Genomic DNA, 16,433 nt, shown 5'->3' with positions numbered 1-16,433 from the left:
ATGTTAGGAATAAAAATTGTTCGACAAAATTGTCAAGGATTAGTAGAAACGTTAGGAAAATATAGCCGAAGTGTTGAAGCTGGGTTACACTTTTATATTCCTTTTATTCAACGAATTCAATCAGTAGAATTAGCAATGCATCCATTAAGACTAGAAAAATATTCAGTAATAACTCAAGATAATGCGGAGATTGAAGCTAGTGTAACTTTAAATTATCATGTGACAGATGCAAAAAAGTATACTTATGAAAATACTGATTCAGTTGAGTCAATGGCACAATTAGTTAGAGGGCATTTACGTGATATCATTGGTCGAATGGATTTGAATGCAGCGTTAGGATCTACTTCAAAGATTAATGCTGAATTAGCTAGTGCAATTGGTGATTTGACTAATATCTATGGTATTAATGTGGATCGTGTTAATATTGATGAATTGACTCCTTCTGTTGAAATACAAAAAGCAATGGATAAACAATTGACAGCTGATAGGGAAAGAGTAGCAGTAATTGCGAAAGCTGAGGGTGAGGCTAGAAACATTAAATTAACAACAGATGCAAAGAATCAAGCATTAGTTGAGACTGCTCAAGCTGAAGCAGAAGCTACAAAAAAACGTGCAGATGCTGAAAGTTACCGAATTAAAAAAATTCAGGAGGCACTGGAGTCAGTATCAGATAATTACTTTAAAGATCAGAGTATTGTAGCATTTACTAAGCTAGCTCAATCAGATACTAATTTAGTAGTTATGTCAAAAGAAGAAATTTCTGATTTAGGTAATATTCCTGTGATTGAAAAAATGTTAGAAATGAAAAAATAGTATAATTCACCATGGTATAGATGAGATTGGATTAGTTCCAGTTAAGCTAAACTTAAATTTCTAATTTAGGAGGCTTACGAACAATTTTCGAAATAAAACACAACTGCCAAACGAGTTGTAAAGTTGTCCACGAGAGCTTTTGGATTAATTCTAAAAGTTTGTAGACTGGTTGACTCTATTAGGTTGAGTGAAGTGTCTTTCTAATTAGTATCATTTGATATGATTTGTTTAAAAAGACTAGAAAATTATTAATCTTAAGGCAATATATTTGATAAAATGTTAAAAGTTAAATAAAATAATGTTGTACATAACTCTATGGAAAGAAGATGATATCATGGCAGAGGAATTACCAAGCTACAAGACAGAATTAATTTCAATCGAAAATTTGGAAAAAGACTACTATGAAATAAAGATTAAAAAACCTAATGATATGAATTGGGTGGCAGGTCAATACATGAGACTAGGCTTACCTACTAAAGAAATTACAGAAAAGAAAAAGTTACGTGCATTATCATTTGCTTCCTTACCTGAAGATGATGTAATCTTGCTAGGTACAAGAACAGGTAAAGAAATCAGTAACTTTAAACAAAATCTTTTAACTGTACAACCAGGTGAAGAAGTAGAAGTTAAGGGTCCATTGGGCCAATTTACACTTCCTGAAGACGGAAATCAAGCTTTAGTATTTTTTGCTGGTGGGGTAGGTGTTACACCTATTAGAGCATTACTTGAAAAACTAGCTAAAGATAAGAGTGAACGTACGATTAAATTTGTATATTCATCTTTGGATTATTATTTCTACAAGGAAGATTTTGCTGAATTTAAGAAATCATTACCAAATGCAGAATTTATTTTTGTTCGCGATGAAAATGATGTAGATAGAGAATTAACAAAGTTGACAAGCGAACTAGCTAATGATGCGTTATATTATGTATCTTCTTCAGAAAAGATTGTAGAAGCTGTAAGTCAATCGTTACAAGATAAAGGAATTGATGCTGAAAACATTAAGCACGATATCTTATACGGATACTAAAATTATATAGATACGCAAAAATCTCTAAATATACAATGTGTATACTTAGAGATTTTTTCTATATTTTTTTAGAAATTGGTAATTTAAATAATAATGGAAAAATAGCAACAACCAAAATTACGATGAAAGGTTCTGTTGCAAAGTTTTGAATCTACTATCAAATAAGGTAGAATAATAGAAAAAGATAGCAGGAGGAATGACGATGAATCATTTTAAAGGAAAACAATTTCAGCAGGATGTGATTATTGTAGCCGTGGGCTACTATCTTCGTTATAACCTTAGCTATCGTGAAGTTCAATCTTATATGATCGAGGCATTAACGTTTCTCATACGACGATTTATCGTTGGGTGCAAGAATATGGCAAACTACTCTATCAAATTTGGAAAAAGAAAAATAAAAAATCCTTTTATTTGATGAGCGTCAATTTTTTTAACGGAAATCTATCCTATACTAAATTCAGTAAAGAGAAAGCTATTTTAAACAAACCAAAATTATAGGAGGAATAAATCATGACTGAAAATAAAGCTACTCAAGAAAGAACACCCCAAGAAAGATTGCAAGAAGAACAAGAACACAAGGAACATGTTCATCATACGAAAATTAATGCAGCGGCCATTGCAGATCATCTTTTAGGCAACATGCATACATTACATGTGAAACTGCACCAATATCACTGGTATGTAAAAGGAGCCAATTTCTTTACGTTGCATGAAAAATTTGAAGAGTTGTATAACGAAAATGAAAAATGGTTCGACAAACTTGCGGAGCGTCTAATTACTTCTGGGCATAAACCTGCTTCGACGACGGTTGAATTTGAAAAATATTCGATACTTTCGGAAGATGCAGTTAATAAATACTTTAAAGCAGAAGACATGGTTGAAAATATTATCGAGGACTTCAGAAGCACTCGTGACCTAACTATTCGTGCGATTCGTTTAGCTCAAGACGAGGGTGACGATGCTTTAGAAGATACATTGATTGCTTTTAAAAATGACTTAGACAAGAACATTTGGATGCTGCAAGCGTTTATTGGTAAAGAAGCATTAGAAGATGATGACGCTCTTGATGAGGATGAAGATTAAGGTAAAAGTAGAAGCTGATTTAGGGATTGGAATTCTTTCCAGTCCTTTTTCCATTTTCTTGATGTGCATCAATTTTTTTGTAGTAAGAGACTTATATAATAAAAGCAGCGAATATAAACAAAATAAATAAAGGGGGAGAATGAATTGACTAAACATACCCATCATGAAATTGGCGACCACGCAGCCTGTATCCGCTTGGTTCCAATATTCAATCACTTAGAGGATAGCGCGATGAATTACATTGCTGAAAAAGCCCACACGAAACAGTATCAAAAAGGAGAGTTTCTGTTTCGTTCACAAGAAAAAGAGGATACTTTATATATTATCAATCGTGGGAAAATCCGTATTTATCGATTGGCAGACTCTGGCAAAGAGCAGCTAGTGCGGATCTTGAACCCTGGTGATTTCACCGGAGAATGGACCTTGTTCAACCCGGATGCAGTACACGAGGAATATGCCGAAGCAATCCGAGATACCGTTGTCTGTATGATTCAGCGAAAAGATGTCCAAGATTTTTTGGAACAATACCCAGCTATTTCTTTAAAACTATTGGCGGAAATGTCTAAACGGTTAGAAAGTTCAGAACGTCAAACGACACAAGTAGCCTTGGAGAGTGTCATTACCCGTTTAGTTTTGTTTTTGGCAGAAAATGTGGAACCTGAAATGGGCAACTCTCCCACCATCACCCTGCCGATGGGAAAAAAGGACATTGCTTCCTATTTAGGAACGACACCTGAGACCATCAGTCGTAAATTTGGAGAATTGGAGGACGAGGGATTGATTCAACAGCTGTCTGGGAAAAGGATCAAGATTCTGGATTTAGATGATTTATTGCTTTACAGCGAATAATCGGACACACTTTTTTCTACACGTTGGTGTTCTGTCGCTCTTCATAGTAGATTTAAAACTTTGCAACAGAACCAAAAGAAGTGCAAAACTTGATATGCGTCAATTTTCGTCTGCTAAAAGTGAGCTATACTACAGTTGTAAAGAGGAAAAGGAAGTGTTCATTAATCTGCAATCTGCTGCGGATAAAATAAAAACACATAAAGGAGATAGGAATTATGGAAAAAGCTATATTACAATTAGAAACGTTGTCTTGTCCAAGTTGTATGCAAAAAATTGAAGGTGCCTTGAAATCAGTTAACGGTATTGATAAAGACAGCATTAAAGTATTATTCAACTCTAGCAAAGTCAAAATCAATTTTGATTCAGCTGTCACTTCGATTGAAGAGATTCAAAAAGCTATTGAAAACGTAGGCTATCAGGTCCTCAAAGTAAAAGTCAAGGCCGCTTAACAGATTAAATGAACTAGGCAATTCTGGAAGAAAAGCTATTTTTCCGGGATTGCTTTTTTGTTGCAATCCGATTCGAGGTGCTTAGAAACGATAAAAGATAACTTTCTAAACTTGATAGCCGTAAATTTTTATTCGATAAAAAGAGGGTATCGTTATAACTGTAAAGAGGAATAAGTGTCATTGAGGCTGTTAGATCAAAAAATAGTGAGAAGGGACACGTGTTTTTTCAAAACTTGATATCAGTCAATTAATTACTTAGGTAATTATCTTATACTGTATTTATCAATAAAAGAGAAATTAAATTTGGAGGGAAAAAGTATGCAACGATATATATTAAGCAAGAAAAATGTTATCACCGTCATCAGTGGATTGTTAATCGCACTCGGTTTCTTCAGTCACTTTGTTTTAGAAAACGTAGGACTTTCAGAGTGGTCTTTGATCATCGCCTCTGTCTTTGGGATTACGCCAATTGCCATTCAAGCGTTTCAAGCAATGAAAGTCAAAGTCATCAGTATTGATGTCTTAGTCAGTATTGCAGCGATTGGTGCGCTTTTTATTCAAAATTATGAAGAATCGGCTATTGTCACGTTCTTATTCTTATTCGGACACTACTTGGAACAACGAACATTGAACCAAACGCGATCTGCTATCAAAGAATTGACTGAAATGGCACCCGAAAGCGCCTTGAAACAAATGGATAATGGCAAATTTGAAGAAGTAGAAGTGGATGATGTAGATGAAGGGGATATCTTGCTTGTTAAAACGGGTGCGAAAGTTCCAGTGGATGGCACAGTCCTTACGGGCGAAGGGCATATCAATGAAGCTAGCATTACAGGGGAAGCTGTTCCGGTCAACAAGCTACCTGATGCAGAAGTTTTTGCAGGAACCATTTTAGAAAACGGAACGATTCAAATCAGAGCTGACCGAGTTGGTGAGGACACTACATTTGGAAAAATTATTGAACTCGTGGAAGAAGCACAAGATTCTAAATCCGAAGCAGAACGGTTCATTGATCGCTTTTCTAAATACTACACACCAGCTGTCTTGGTTCTGGCAATTGTTGTATGGGCGTTCAGTCAAAATATTGAGTTAGCAATCACCATCTTGGTTCTAGGTTGCCCAGGCGCATTAGTTATCGGAGTGCCTGTCTCAAACGTTGCCGGTATCGGGAATGGTGCTCGTAACGGTGTTCTTTTAAAAGGGAGTGAAGTCATTCAAGACTTCAGCAATGTGGATACAATTGTATTTGATAAGACAGGTACTTTAACTGTCGGAAACCCAACCGTTGCAGCGACTGAACTGTATGAAAAAGATTCTGCTGAAACGCTTGGCTATCTGGCCAGTGTGGAACGGGAATCAGATCATCCATTAGCAAAAGCGGTCTTAAACCAAATTGGAGAAACAAATTTTTATCCTGTTGAAGGAACTGAAGTCGTGAAAGGCGGCGGAATCGTTTCAAGCGTAGCTGGACATAGAGTGGCTGTTGGGAATGTGGCCTTGATGGAAAAAGAAAATGTCACTCTCAGTAAAAAAGTGCAAAAAGATGTCAAACGGTTTGAACAACAAGGGAACTCTCTCGTTTTGACCGCGGTCGACGGTGAATTAAAAGTACTGATGGGCATTCGCGATCAAGTCCGTCCGGGTGTGAAAGCTAATTTGCAGGAATTAAAAGACTTGGGCGTGAAAAATCTAGTCGTTCTTTCAGGAGATAACCAAGGAACCGTTGATGTGGTCGCTGGCGAACTTGGTTTGACCGAAGCTCACGGCCACATGTTGCCGGAAGACAAAGCGGCTTATATCGGAAAACTACAACAACGTGGTCAAATTGTAGCCTTTGTTGGAGATGGCGTTAACGATAGTCCATCCTTAGCTTTAGCAGACATTGGAATCGCAATGGGAAGCGGAACGGACGTAGCGATTGAAACATCCGATGTCGTTTTAATGAACTCGAACTTCAGCAACTTGCCTCACGCATTAGGATTAGTAAAAGCCACCGTAAATAATATGAAACAAAATATCGTGATTTCAATTGGAGTAGTGTTGGTCTTGTTGACCAGCGTCTTCTTCAGCGAATGGATGAATATGTCTATCGGAATGTTGGTTCATGAAGGTAGTATCTTGGTGGTAATTTTCAATGGTATGAGATTAACGAAGTATAAGTTGAAAGGTCGAAAAGAACAAAAAGAAGTATCAACACCTGCAGAGAAAGTAAAAATATCTTAAGAATAAATTAGAGGATGAACATAGGCACTGATTGTCCCTTATTCAAAAAAATAGTTTTTTGCATATTGGGGAAAGTCTTTAATGGGGTCAGAAACTTAACACATCTAGGGTGGCACCCTTATTTTGAATGGAGTTCATGATCTTAGTCAAATCATGGTTGTTTCTGCCTAAGCGATCTAATTCAGTGACCATTACAATATCACCCTCACGAATATAGGCCAGCATTTTTTGCAGTTCTGGCCGATTAGTGTTAGCCCCACTTAATTTATCCGTAAATAATTTATCAACGTCTTTTAAAGCCGCTAACTGTCGATCTAAATGTTGCTCCTTGGAACTCACACGCGCATAACCGATTTTAGCCATTTTCAGCTCTCCTTTTTTGGACAGTTCTAATGAACATCTGTATTTCCTAGTATAGCACAAAAATAAAAACGGCCACTAGGGTATACCCTAATGACCTTTTTTGATCTATCAGCTGACGTCAACTTTCATCTGGTAAAAAGCCGTGTTCGACAATCAATAACTGGCGTGCCATCGTCTCAACCACGGACTGCAGATCTTCAAACTTGCGATAATGGCCACTGGCAATGAGTCTGGTGGTGACCGCCGTTTGTTGGGCGATTAAGGCAGAAACGACACCGAAAACGTCATCGACTGACAGGCCCTCACGACGAGGCAGCTGTTCAATTTTCTCGCGAAAAATGCGATCGGTTTCAGCGGATATGGCAGTTGTTTCTTGCTGCACTTGTTGTCGCAACGGTTCGGGAAAATGCGGTAAATCAGCATAGGCTTGCATCATCAAGCGGTATTCAGCTGGGAATTTGAATTGTAGTTTCAACTCATACTTAACTGCAGTGGTCATCATGGCAGCCAAGCCAGGGGCATTCTGCCACTTTTTAGGGTCCATGTGATCATAAATTCGATGATAGGCATATTTGAAAGCGTCAAGATACAGCGCTTGTTTATTGCCAAAATAATGGAAGAGCAAGCCCTTAGATACTTGTGCTTGGTTGGCAATCTGATCGGTTTTGCTCTTGATGAAGCCTTGCTGGCCGAAAATTTCCGTCGCTGTTTTGAGGATTCGGGTGACCTTTTCAGGATCTGTCACAACATTTTTCATAGGCTCAAATCCTGACGGCGATAACCAGCAATGCCAAGAATAAATAATACTATAGCGCTAACAACCATCACGATTAGCCATGTTTGATCAACGTTTTCAACCGGTACATTGGCAATCCAGCCAAAAGGTGTGAAGTTGCCTGCGTGTTTTGGCAAATCAAACAATCCCCGGAAAATTTGAACGATCAGACCGGCTCCCATATACAGCCAGAATAGACTGCTTAAGCGTGGCCACAGACCGACTAGTGCGATGCCAAGGGCGATAAACGATATCACAGCCGGAACGCTAGCCACGAATAGGCGACCGAGGTACTTGAGCGGCAACGGGTGACTGAGAACAGTGTTCCCAGTGAAGAACAAGGCCAGCAGCCCAGCAGAAAGGACGAACACGCCTGCCAGCAGACCAAAGCAATAGTAGCTGACACTGATCGTGGTTCGCGTTGGCTTTTCGGCATGAATGACGCTCAAGTAACCAAGGTTGTCATCGCGTTTGAGTCGGAATGCCACTTGGACGCCAGCAGTCACGGCTAATGCGACGAAAATGCCGAGATACATGCCTAAGAATGACAGGACCATGGTCTGATTGGCAGCGTTGATTTGGCCAACATCTAGTATTTTACGATAAAGCGGATTCGTTTTAAGAATGTCGCCAACGCCGCCGAGCACACTACCCATGACGCCGCCAAACACCACGGCGCCGATTAACCACCCAGCAAATAATCCGCGCTCAGTTCGCCACAGTAAGGCAGGGATCGAGCGAAGCCAGCCGGCAGCTTTGGCTCGGCCGGTGCGTTCAGCAATAATCCCGGCGCCCAGATCGCGGTTGCGGGCAATCATGGTGGCGCTGGCCGCAAGCAGAATGCTGACCAGTAAGGCCAAACCTAAAGCCCAGACGTTGTTATCAGTATAGAAGTTTGCTTTTTCGAACCAACCAATTGGTGATAACCACGTCAGATTTTGATGCTGGATATCGGTGACCAGCCGAACCAAATAAGCGGCAGTCAGCACCATGTAGCTCAACATATTGGCTGTACGTGTGTTATTGGTTAGTTGCGCGAATAGCAACGCAATGGCTCCGAATAGCAAGTTGGCGATCACCATCCCCAGTGAAAACAGGAAGTCACCGTACAAGTCAGTACCACCCATGTTGACAGCGGCCAACGAGACAAAATAGAGGATACCCATTATGGCACTGTCGATGAGAAGCTCAAGCGAAGCGGCGGTGATGGCAGCCGTTCGCCCAACATTGCGAGCGCGAACCATTTCGAGCAAGCCACTTTCTTCTTGACCGCGGGTGTTGCGAATCATCAGCGGCATAACCCATAAGGCCTGCAAAATAATCATGAAGACGACCATCACACCAGCAAACACAATCGCTGTGTTATACGTGTCCACCTTTGGCATCGCGCCAAACATTGCCGCCATGCCCGGCGCTTGCAGCATTTTGACAATCTCTTTAGAGCCCGAGGCCCCGCCTGCAAAGGCTGCTTCCAATTTGCCAGCACCACTGGCAATCATCATGATCAAAATGACAAGCCAGATGAGTGAAAATTTTAGATTTTGTTTGAGGTTTGCCCGAAGCAGATAACCTGCGTTCCGATTACTGTGCCGCATGAGTCTCACCTTGCTTTCCATAATAACGCAGGAATAAATCTTCCAGCGTTGGCGGCGTTGATTGCATGTCGACCACGGTGTTGGCGGCCAGTGTGGTCATGATGGTGCCAAGCGCGTCTCGATCAGCGGTGAAAACCGCCTTGGTGTGCTCGGAATCGCGATAAGTGAGGTCGTGAACGCCAGCTTGCTTTGCCAAAGCAGTCATTGGGGTAGCGGTGGTGACTTCAATTTTGATCCGCGATAGATGCCGTAATTGATCAAGATTGCCGCTCTCAATCACACTACCATCACGGATGATAACAATTGAATCACACATTCGCTCGACTTCGGACAAAATGTGGCTTGATAGCAGCACACTTTTACCGGCTCTTTTCAGTTTTAAAACTTCTTGCTGGAAAGTCTGTTCATTTAATGGATCAAGCCCAGAAGTGGGTTCATCAAAAATATACAAATCGGCATCTTGCGACAACGCAGCAATTAACGCTACTTTTTGACGATTGCCTTTTGAATAGGTACGAGCTTTTTTCTTCGGATCAAATTCAAAGGCCTTGATTAGTTCATCGGTCTTTTGATTATGCTGGCGGCCATTTAAACGTAGCAATAGGTCGATAATTTCGCCGCCAGAAAGATTTGGCCATAAATAAACGTCCCCAGGAACATAGGCGATGCGTGGATGAATCGCCGCATCATCCCGCCAGGCATCTTTGCCGAAGACGGTCACTGAGCCGCCACTCTTTTTTAATAAGCCTAAAATAGCTCGAATGGTCGTGGATTTGCCGGCCCCATTAGGTCCTAGAAAACCCAGAACCTGACCGGGTGCCAACGTGAAACTGACATCTTTTAATGCGGCAAACTTGCCAAAGTTTTTTTGAAGATGGTCAAGTTCGATAATAGCTGTTGTCATTTTTGTCATCCTCCTTAAGGTCAAACTTGAAACACGTTTTAATATGTCGGTATCTGATCAACCTTTTCCAGTATAGTCGCGATTGACTGACGAGTCAACAAATTATTGACTCGTCAGTCAATTTTTTTGTGACGCCGGATTTACAATGTAAGTGCAACACCTAAATAACTAGACCAAAAAGGCCATGAAGCCTTAAACTTATAAGTGACAAAACCAATAAGTTAGGACGGACTTCATGACCCAATCTAAAGATACCATCAAAAAATCTTAGAAACTGTTTAGTATCTTTTGAGAAGTAACCTGATAAAAGCTAACGAAACCATCATGAGACTAGTGTTGAGCTTACGCTCACAGTTACGCCATAAACGATGATAATTTCCCAACCAACTAAATGAACGTTCAATGAGCCACCGTTGGGGGATAACCGAAAATTGGTGTAACTCATTTCATTTAACGACGATTACCTTGGCTGAGGTTAAACTGCTAATCTCATTGGCAAAATTTTGGCCGGTATAACCACTATCAACCATCATGGTTCGAACCAATTTAAACTGCTCTAAATTAAGGGTGACGAGTGCAATCGCCCCGTCACGATCAGTGATGTTAGCCCGGGTAATATGGATAGCTTGCGGGAATCCATTGATGTCGACGGCTAAATGGCGCTTAATGCCGGAAATTTTCTTGCCACCATCGTAACCCTTATTTTCAGCGGTAGCGGTGTTCTTAATGCTTTGGGCATCTAAAATGACGAACGAAGTTCGGGCTGACCGCCCTTGCCTTAATCGTCGATCAGCGACAATTTTTTTAAAACCTGAGTTAATAAAGCTGGTTTATCAGGGGTGGGGGCTTTTGACCAACTCATCCAATAGTAGTAAACGGTGGACCACTTTGGATAATCAGCCGGCAAATCACGCCAAGTACAGCCATTTTTAAGGACATAGAGCATGGCACAGAAGATATCATAAGGATCAATGTGTTTTGGGTGAGTTCGTTTTCTTGAAGCTTCCAGATCCTGACGGATCAAATCGAATTGTTGCCGAGAAATATCGCTTTGGTAATGATGACTAAAATGTTGCATATGATCACCAACTTTTTTGACAGTAGTTTATCAAATTATTGGGTCAAAATCAAAGATACTAAACAGCTTCTTATAAGCAACTATCACGTGAGGAGCGTGGCCAAATCCAGAGTCTTTATGAAGATCATTATTCGATCAGGGCGATTGCTAAAAGATTAGCCCGCGATCCCAGCACGATCAGCCGTGAAATCAAGCGCGGCACCGTGACTCAAATGTCCAGTTATGGCGTTTATACCCAGCGTTATTTTGCCGATAGCGGTCAAATTCAATACGAACAACGCCGTTTAAATTGCCATCGCAAAAGTCTACTCGAATATAGTCCGGCATTCTTTAACCAATTGACCACTGCGCTTAAGGCTAAGTTCCGAGTGCACAGTGTAGATAGCTTTGTCGGTGCTTATAAACGTCACCATCCAGCTGAATATTGCCCCGCAACACCCACTGTTTATCGTTACATTGATCGCGGGTTACTAGCTGTCGCCAATATCGATTTACCACAACAGGTCAAACGTCACCAAAAGCACCGTACGGGTCGTGTACGCCAAAATAAAAAGATCTTGGGGACTTCAATTGAACAGCGACCAGTAGCGGCTAATGATCGTTCTGAATTTGGTCATTGGGAAGGTGATTTAGTCAAAGGCAAGCGAACCAGCGATCAACCGGCACTGCTCACCCTAACTGAACGAATGACGCGCTACGAAGTCGTGATCAGAATCCCCAACTATCAGGCTGAAACCTGTAAGGCTGCAGTTCAAAGGAAAATGGCATTATTTGTATCGAGCCATCGATGCAGATGGTTTAACCTTGGATATTTGAAGGTAGAATAAAATTGGGACAAGTTAAATGTGATAGAATCATGTATAATAATTAAATAATTTTATTGAGGAGGACATTACATGCCCAAGAAAACATATACTGATGAATTTAAAACAGATGCCGTAAACTATTATTATGATAGTGGACTTTCTATTAATACCACTGCTAAAAAACTAGGAGTAAGCGTCAGTGCATTAAGAAAATGGATTAAATTATCAAAAAAAGATGGATCAGTGTAGAGAAAGTGGAAATTATTCTAGCGATAAAGATAAAGAGATTGTAAGATTAAAAAGACAATTAAGAGACGCAGAAGGAGCGATTGAAGTACTAAAAAAAGCAATAAGCATTCTGGGATAGTAACAACGGAAGAAATTTATAAGAATATAAAAGAAGTAAGTGAAAATTCTAAACAAAAGCCTACTGTAGCTGGAATGCTTAAACGTATAGGATTATCAAAATCAGGATATTATAGACATAAGTCTAAAGGATTGAGTAAATCAAAAGAACGTCAGCTAAAAATCAAGGATCTTATCATGGAAATATGGGAAGAAAGTCAGCACCTTTATGGTGCACCCAAAATTACAGCTAAACTAAGAAAAATGGGCATACAAATTTCTGAACGTACTGTTGGAAAATATATGAAAGAACTAAAAATACGTACAAAGTACTGTAAACCCTTTACTGTAACTACTAGAGATTCCAACCTTAATAATAAATTGAAAAATATCCTAGATGAACAATTTAATCCTGAAGTACCTGATACGATTTGGTGCATTGATACAACTTATATTCTAACTAAAGAAGGATTTGTATATCTAACTAGTATCATGGATTTGTTTTCACGGCGTATAATTTCTTGGGATTTATCAACTACATTGGGGACCACAAATATAATATCTCTTATAAATAAAGTGAAAGCTACTCGTAAGAGTAATCCAAAAATTATTCATAGTGATAGAGGTAGTCAATTCACCTCTAAAGAGTATTGCGAAATAACAGCTGGAATAACAAGAAGTTATTCAAAGAAAGCTTATCTGTGGGATAATGCTTGTATTGAGTCTTTTCACGCTATAATTAAGCGTGAATGCTTAAATGAATATAATATCAGTTCATATAATGAAGCTAGACGATTAGTATTTTCATATATAGATGGTTTTTATAATACAGTGAGAATTCATAGCCATTGTGGCTACATATCACCATTAGAATTTGAACAGACATACTTTGATAAAGTACAAAAAGTAAATAAAGCAGCTTAAAAGATGATGATTTAAGATTATTTTCCTTGCCAACAAAGGATTAGAATCATTATTTTTGTCAAGGGTTTCCCGTATGGGCTTGCCCTTGATAGAAATAATGATTCTAATAAAATTTTTACAAGGAAAATTATCTTTGTTCTATTTAACTTATCCATTTTCTTGACATAGTACCATGGCGAAATAGGTATGGAATTGATAATGCAAAATTTGGAAAAATTATATAATGGCTACTTCACGCTTAACTTACCTTCGATAAAATAAAAAAACAATAAGCAATTTTCGAATATTGAAAATCACTTATTGTTTTTCAGGAAGATAGGTATTTTGTCCCATCCTCTAGGACTTACATCCATTTGTAATAAAAAAGGCTAAAAAATACCACTAGATCAATAGTTTTGATAACTATGATTTAGTGGTATTTTTGTACTAATAATTCAATTATTCAACATCAAATTTACGACTACGTTGAATAAGTAGAAGTGTTACAACAACAGTGATGATAGTATCGACTGCTGTAATCCAGAATACACTTAGTACACTTGCTGCAGTGTCACTAATTACGAAACTGGATAACAAAGGTCCTAAGAAGTATGTCAAGGAAGCCATGAAACTATAGTAACTTGTCAACTTACCATGACCAGTAGGGAAGTAACTTGTTAATACAGATAGACCAACTTGCCAGATACCACCAGCACCGAAGAAACCAACTGCGATACTACCGATACGTGCAGTCATTAGAGATGGTGAAAGTACCATCAATAATAAGCCAAGTGCTGATAATGTTGAGTAAAGTAAGATTAAAGTTAAACGCTTAACTTTTGTAACAACAATAGCAGTCACAAAAACAGAAATCATAGATGACATTGCGTACCAAGATAATAGAGTTTTAGCAGTTGCAGGTGCAACACCTAATACGTTGATTCCAAAGTTTGGAATATATTGTGAGAATACGTAGAAAGTGAAACAAATTGTAAAACCTAGAGCGATGATTAGGGAACCATCAATTGCCATTTTTGGTTGGTTAGCTGATGAAACAGTTGTTGTTTCTTGCTTAACTTCAGCCTTTGGTTCAGTCTTTTTACTTTCATCATGAGGAGCAAATGGTGTCCACATAACAAGTAAAATATCTAAGAATAATGCGACAGCTAAAATAATTGCAGTTAACCTAGCATTTGAAACAGAAGCTACCCAGAATGGGAACAAGAATTGACATAATGACATAGCAGCTTTAACTAATGAGTTCATTGTAGCTGATTTTTCTGGGAAAGCATCTGTTAGGGCTGGGTAACAAGCTGAATCACCAAAGGAGTTAGTAACACCAAAGAATAAAGCAGCAACACAAGCCATAAAGAGATTATGAGCAAATGCAGCACCTAATAAGAAAATAATATCGGAAGTGATTGCGATAATCATGGTTTTTTTACGACCAATTTTATCTGAAATAACACCGGCAAATAAGATTGTTAAGATACGGCCGATACCAACAACTGAAAGTACAGTTGAGATACCTTTAACATCAGTATTCCACGCCTTTTGGAAATAAGAACTGTATTGTGAAATGATGATTGTTGCCATACCAACTAAAGCAAAGTTGATATAAACACTGGCAGCGACTCCAGCATAATTTTGTTTTTTCATAACTTTCCACCCACCTAATTGTGATTTTTTTATCAATCTATTTACATTTTTAATATAAGTCATCTATCCTGTATTGTCTAATTGATATATTTTAAGTTAATCATATAAATATTCTATAGGATCTAATTATTTATAAATGTTTTAGTAACCGTAAACAATATTAATTTTATAGCATATAAAATATAAAATAATTATACATATAGATAAAATTGAAAAATAAAATAAATAAAGTCTATTGGAATTTTAAAAAAATAATAGATAAAATTAACGTATAATAAATGTGAAAAAGATAACAAGTTAGGAGGGGAACGGAATGGAATTCCCTATTGTGTGTAAGAAAAATCAACCTAAAGCTAAAAGATCAGTATTAGCCTTCTATGTATACTTTAATTATTTCGTCTGGGGATCATCAATCATTCTGGTTTCTCAATTCCATAGTTGGTTCATGGAATTATGGCATACAGATCTAAAAGGAATTTCAATTGTTATTTCGATGCTAGGTTTAGGACATTTGATTACTGTTTTATTAGCGGGTTGGTTTTCGGATAAATTTGGTAGAAAAAATACTATAATTATCGGAACAATTTCCAACATCATATTTTTGATAGGTTTATTAGTAAGTAGAAATATTTGGATGGCTTCAATTTGTAGTTTATTTTTAGGCAATGCCAATTCATTTAATGATTCTGGTAGCTATCCTTTATTAACGGAAAAATTTCCAGAGAAACCTGCTAGTATGAATGCCCTAGTAAAAGCTTCAATGTCATTATCGCAAACGATCTTACCGTTAGTAATTGCAGCAGTACACAGTGCATACATCATTATTCCAGCTATGGCAGTGATGCTAGGATTACTTCTATTAAAAGTGAGTGTAACTAATTTTGGTAAAAATGAGACAATAGTTAAAGAAACAGTTAGTGAACAAAAAGAAATCTTGGAAACTTCTACAAACAAGCCTTCTGTTTTGATTGATGGGGTAGGAATGGTAATATTAGGATTTACTTTATCATTTATATTCTATATGTACTCACAATATGCACCAGTATTTGCAGAAAAAGTTATTGGATCAACACCTGTTTTTTCTAAAACGTTGATTTCATGGTATGCTATTTCTTCTCTAATTTCGGTATTTATCACATCGACTGTAGTTAGAAAAGTGCATCCATTTAAAGTATTGTTGGCATATTCAATTGTTGCTGCAGCGATGTTAGCTATGATGGTTGTTCATCCAACGCCAACAATTGCACGTTTGACAAGTATCGCAATTGGTTTCTTTGCAGCAGGTGGCATTTGGCAAGTTGGTCTAACAATTTTATCTCGTTATTTTCCACAAGAAAAAGGGAGAGTTACAGGATACTATAGTTTTGCGGCTGCTTTAACATATTTTGTGGGTCCGATTGTGTCTACCTTTATCCTAGATGATACAGCAGCCAGTTTAGTTCATGTATTTGTTTTAGATGTAGCTGTCTCAGTATTAGGAATAATCGTAATGATAATTTTAGCAGTACGTTGCTTCAAGTATAAATTCATCTAAAAAAGAATCACTAGAATGAATAAT

14 protein-coding genes and 5 pseudogenes are annotated in these 16,433 nt (G+C 38.2%); 13 read left to right on the top strand and 6 right to left on the bottom strand.

Annotated features, from left to right (window positions below):
• The 7 genes and pseudogenes from PTA89_RS09170 to PTA89_RS09140 all read left to right on the top strand — a co-directional run bounded on the left by PTA89_RS09170 (position 1) and on the right by PTA89_RS09140 (position 6,447).
• On the top strand, positions 1 to 813 hold the full coding sequence (locus tag PTA89_RS09170) for an SPFH domain-containing protein (protein WP_003706971.1): 813 nt from the start codon (positions 1 to 3) through the stop codon (positions 811 to 813).
• 298 nt (positions 814 to 1,111) lie between these two features.
• The gene (locus PTA89_RS09165) at positions 1,112 to 1,843 is read left to right on the top strand and encodes an FAD-dependent oxidoreductase (protein WP_049165320.1); all 732 of its coding nucleotides are present in this window, start codon (positions 1,112 to 1,114) and stop codon (positions 1,841 to 1,843) included.
• Between the two features lie 202 nt (positions 1,844 to 2,045).
• A pseudogene (locus tag PTA89_RS09160) lies at positions 2,046 to 2,254 on the top strand (IS6 family transposase); the annotation flags it as partial.
• Between the two features lie 99 nt (positions 2,255 to 2,353).
• On the top strand, positions 2,354 to 2,926 hold the full coding sequence (locus PTA89_RS09155) for a Dps family protein (RefSeq protein ID WP_003706982.1): 573 nt from the start codon (positions 2,354 to 2,356) through the stop codon (positions 2,924 to 2,926).
• A gap of 144 nt (positions 2,927 to 3,070) precedes the next feature.
• Positions 3,071 to 3,775 (top strand): Crp/Fnr family transcriptional regulator, encoded by a 705-nt coding sequence (locus PTA89_RS09150; protein WP_003706984.1) that lies wholly within the window; start codon positions 3,071 to 3,073, stop codon positions 3,773 to 3,775.
• Positions 3,776 to 3,990: 215 nt separating this feature from the next.
• Positions 3,991 to 4,224: a heavy-metal-associated domain-containing protein gene (locus tag PTA89_RS09145; RefSeq protein WP_003710871.1), complete on the top strand. Its 234-nt coding sequence runs from the start codon at positions 3,991 to 3,993 to the stop codon at positions 4,222 to 4,224.
• Between the two features lie 318 nt (positions 4,225 to 4,542).
• Positions 4,543 to 6,447 (top strand): heavy metal translocating P-type ATPase, encoded by a 1,905-nt coding sequence (locus tag PTA89_RS09140; protein WP_324177505.1) that lies wholly within the window; start codon positions 4,543 to 4,545, stop codon positions 6,445 to 6,447.
• Positions 6,448 to 6,540: 93 nt separating this feature from the next.
• Here PTA89_RS09140 and PTA89_RS09135 read toward each other — a convergent pair.
• The 5 genes and pseudogenes from PTA89_RS09135 to PTA89_RS09115 form a co-directional block, all read right to left on the bottom strand.
• Positions 6,541 to 6,810 (bottom strand): annotated as a pseudogene (locus tag PTA89_RS09135) (recombinase family protein); the annotation flags it as partial.
• A gap of 118 nt (positions 6,811 to 6,928) precedes the next feature.
• Positions 6,929 to 7,567, bottom strand: coding sequence for a TetR/AcrR family transcriptional regulator (locus PTA89_RS09130; RefSeq protein ID WP_003708736.1), 639 nt, complete (start codon positions 7,565 to 7,567; stop codon positions 6,929 to 6,931).
• Entirely contained in the window at positions 7,564 to 9,180 is a 1,617-nt protein-coding gene (locus PTA89_RS09125) for an ABC transporter permease (RefSeq protein WP_013085964.1), read from the bottom strand. The genes PTA89_RS09130 and PTA89_RS09125 overlap by 4 nt, the downstream gene beginning before the upstream one ends.
• Positions 9,167 to 10,084 carry an ABC transporter ATP-binding protein gene (locus tag PTA89_RS09120; protein ID WP_075140364.1) on the bottom strand — a complete coding sequence of 306 codons (918 nt, stop codon included), beginning with the start codon at positions 10,082 to 10,084 and terminating at the stop codon, positions 9,167 to 9,169. The genes PTA89_RS09125 and PTA89_RS09120 overlap by 14 nt, the downstream gene beginning before the upstream one ends.
• 278 nt (positions 10,085 to 10,362) lie before the next feature.
• Positions 10,363 to 11,162: pseudogene (locus tag PTA89_RS09115) on the bottom strand (IS5 family transposase).
• 68 nt (positions 11,163 to 11,230) lie between these two features.
• Here PTA89_RS09115 and PTA89_RS09110 point away from each other — a divergent pair.
• The 5 genes and pseudogenes from PTA89_RS09110 to PTA89_RS09095 form a co-directional block, all read left to right on the top strand.
• Positions 11,231 to 11,920 (top strand): annotated as a pseudogene (locus tag PTA89_RS09110) (IS30 family transposase); the annotation flags it as partial.
• Positions 11,907 to 11,975 (top strand): annotated as a pseudogene (locus PTA89_RS10275) (DDE-type integrase/transposase/recombinase); the annotation flags it as partial. The pseudogenes PTA89_RS09110 and PTA89_RS10275, both read left to right, overlap by 14 nt.
• Before the next feature lie 83 nt (positions 11,976 to 12,058).
• Positions 12,059 to 12,217: a transposase gene (locus PTA89_RS09105; protein ID WP_204771110.1), complete on the top strand. Its 159-nt coding sequence runs from the start codon at positions 12,059 to 12,061 to the stop codon at positions 12,215 to 12,217.
• Complete coding sequence (locus PTA89_RS09100) at positions 12,204 to 12,335, top strand: hypothetical protein (protein ID WP_264674037.1); 132 nt, start codon at positions 12,204 to 12,206, stop codon at positions 12,333 to 12,335. Before PTA89_RS09105 ends, PTA89_RS09100 begins: the two co-directional genes overlap by 14 nt.
• Entirely contained in the window at positions 12,332 to 13,237 is a 906-nt protein-coding gene (locus PTA89_RS09095; RefSeq protein ID WP_456152079.1) for an IS3 family transposase, read from the top strand. The genes PTA89_RS09100 and PTA89_RS09095 overlap by 4 nt, the downstream gene beginning before the upstream one ends.
• Before the next feature lie 438 nt (positions 13,238 to 13,675).
• Here the strand turns inward: PTA89_RS09095 and PTA89_RS09090 are convergent, their stop codons facing one another.
• Positions 13,676 to 14,875: an MFS transporter gene (locus PTA89_RS09090; RefSeq protein ID WP_044005709.1), complete on the bottom strand. Its 1,200-nt coding sequence runs from the start codon at positions 14,873 to 14,875 to the stop codon at positions 13,676 to 13,678.
• Positions 14,876 to 15,188: 313 nt separating this feature from the next.
• Between PTA89_RS09090 and PTA89_RS09085 the strand changes: the two genes are divergently transcribed.
• Complete coding sequence (locus PTA89_RS09085) at positions 15,189 to 16,409, top strand: MFS transporter (protein WP_324177503.1); 1,221 nt, start codon at positions 15,189 to 15,191, stop codon at positions 16,407 to 16,409.
• The last annotated feature ends 24 nt before the right edge of the window (positions 16,410 to 16,433 follow it).

The organism is Ligilactobacillus salivarius, from assembly GCF_035231985.1.
Classification (GTDB): Bacteria; Bacillota; Bacilli; order Lactobacillales; family Lactobacillaceae; genus Ligilactobacillus; species Ligilactobacillus salivarius.
This window is presented reverse-complemented; position numbering and strand designations above follow the sequence as displayed.

Coding starts and splice junctions, on each gene's coding strand:
- PTA89_RS09105 (WP_204771110.1), top strand. CDS start 12,059: ATGCCCAAGAAAACATATACTGATGAATTTAAAACAGATGCCGTAAAC.
- PTA89_RS09170 (WP_003706971.1), top strand. CDS start 1: ATGTTAGGAATAAAAATTGTTCGACAAAATTGTCAAGGATTAGTAGAA.
- PTA89_RS09155 (WP_003706982.1), top strand. CDS start 2,354: ATGACTGAAAATAAAGCTACTCAAGAAAGAACACCCCAAGAAAGATTG.
- PTA89_RS09085 (WP_324177503.1), top strand. CDS start 15,189: ATGGAATTCCCTATTGTGTGTAAGAAAAATCAACCTAAAGCTAAAAGA.
- PTA89_RS09090 (WP_044005709.1), bottom strand. CDS start 14,875: ATGAAAAAACAAAATTATGCTGGAGTCGCTGCCAGTGTTTATATCAAC.
- PTA89_RS09125 (WP_013085964.1), bottom strand. CDS start 9,180: ATGCGGCACAGTAATCGGAACGCAGGTTATCTGCTTCGGGCAAACCTC.
- PTA89_RS09100 (WP_264674037.1), top strand. CDS start 12,204: ATGGATCAGTGTAGAGAAAGTGGAAATTATTCTAGCGATAAAGATAAA.
- PTA89_RS09140 (WP_324177505.1), top strand. CDS start 4,543: ATGCAACGATATATATTAAGCAAGAAAAATGTTATCACCGTCATCAGT.
- PTA89_RS09130 (WP_003708736.1), bottom strand. CDS start 7,567: ATGAAAAATGTTGTGACAGATCCTGAAAAGGTCACCCGAATCCTCAAA.
- PTA89_RS09120 (WP_075140364.1), bottom strand. CDS start 10,084: ATGACAACAGCTATTATCGAACTTGACCATCTTCAAAAAAACTTTGGC.
- PTA89_RS09145 (WP_003710871.1), top strand. CDS start 3,991: ATGGAAAAAGCTATATTACAATTAGAAACGTTGTCTTGTCCAAGTTGT.
- PTA89_RS09165 (WP_049165320.1), top strand. CDS start 1,112: ATGTTGTACATAACTCTATGGAAAGAAGATGATATCATGGCAGAGGAA.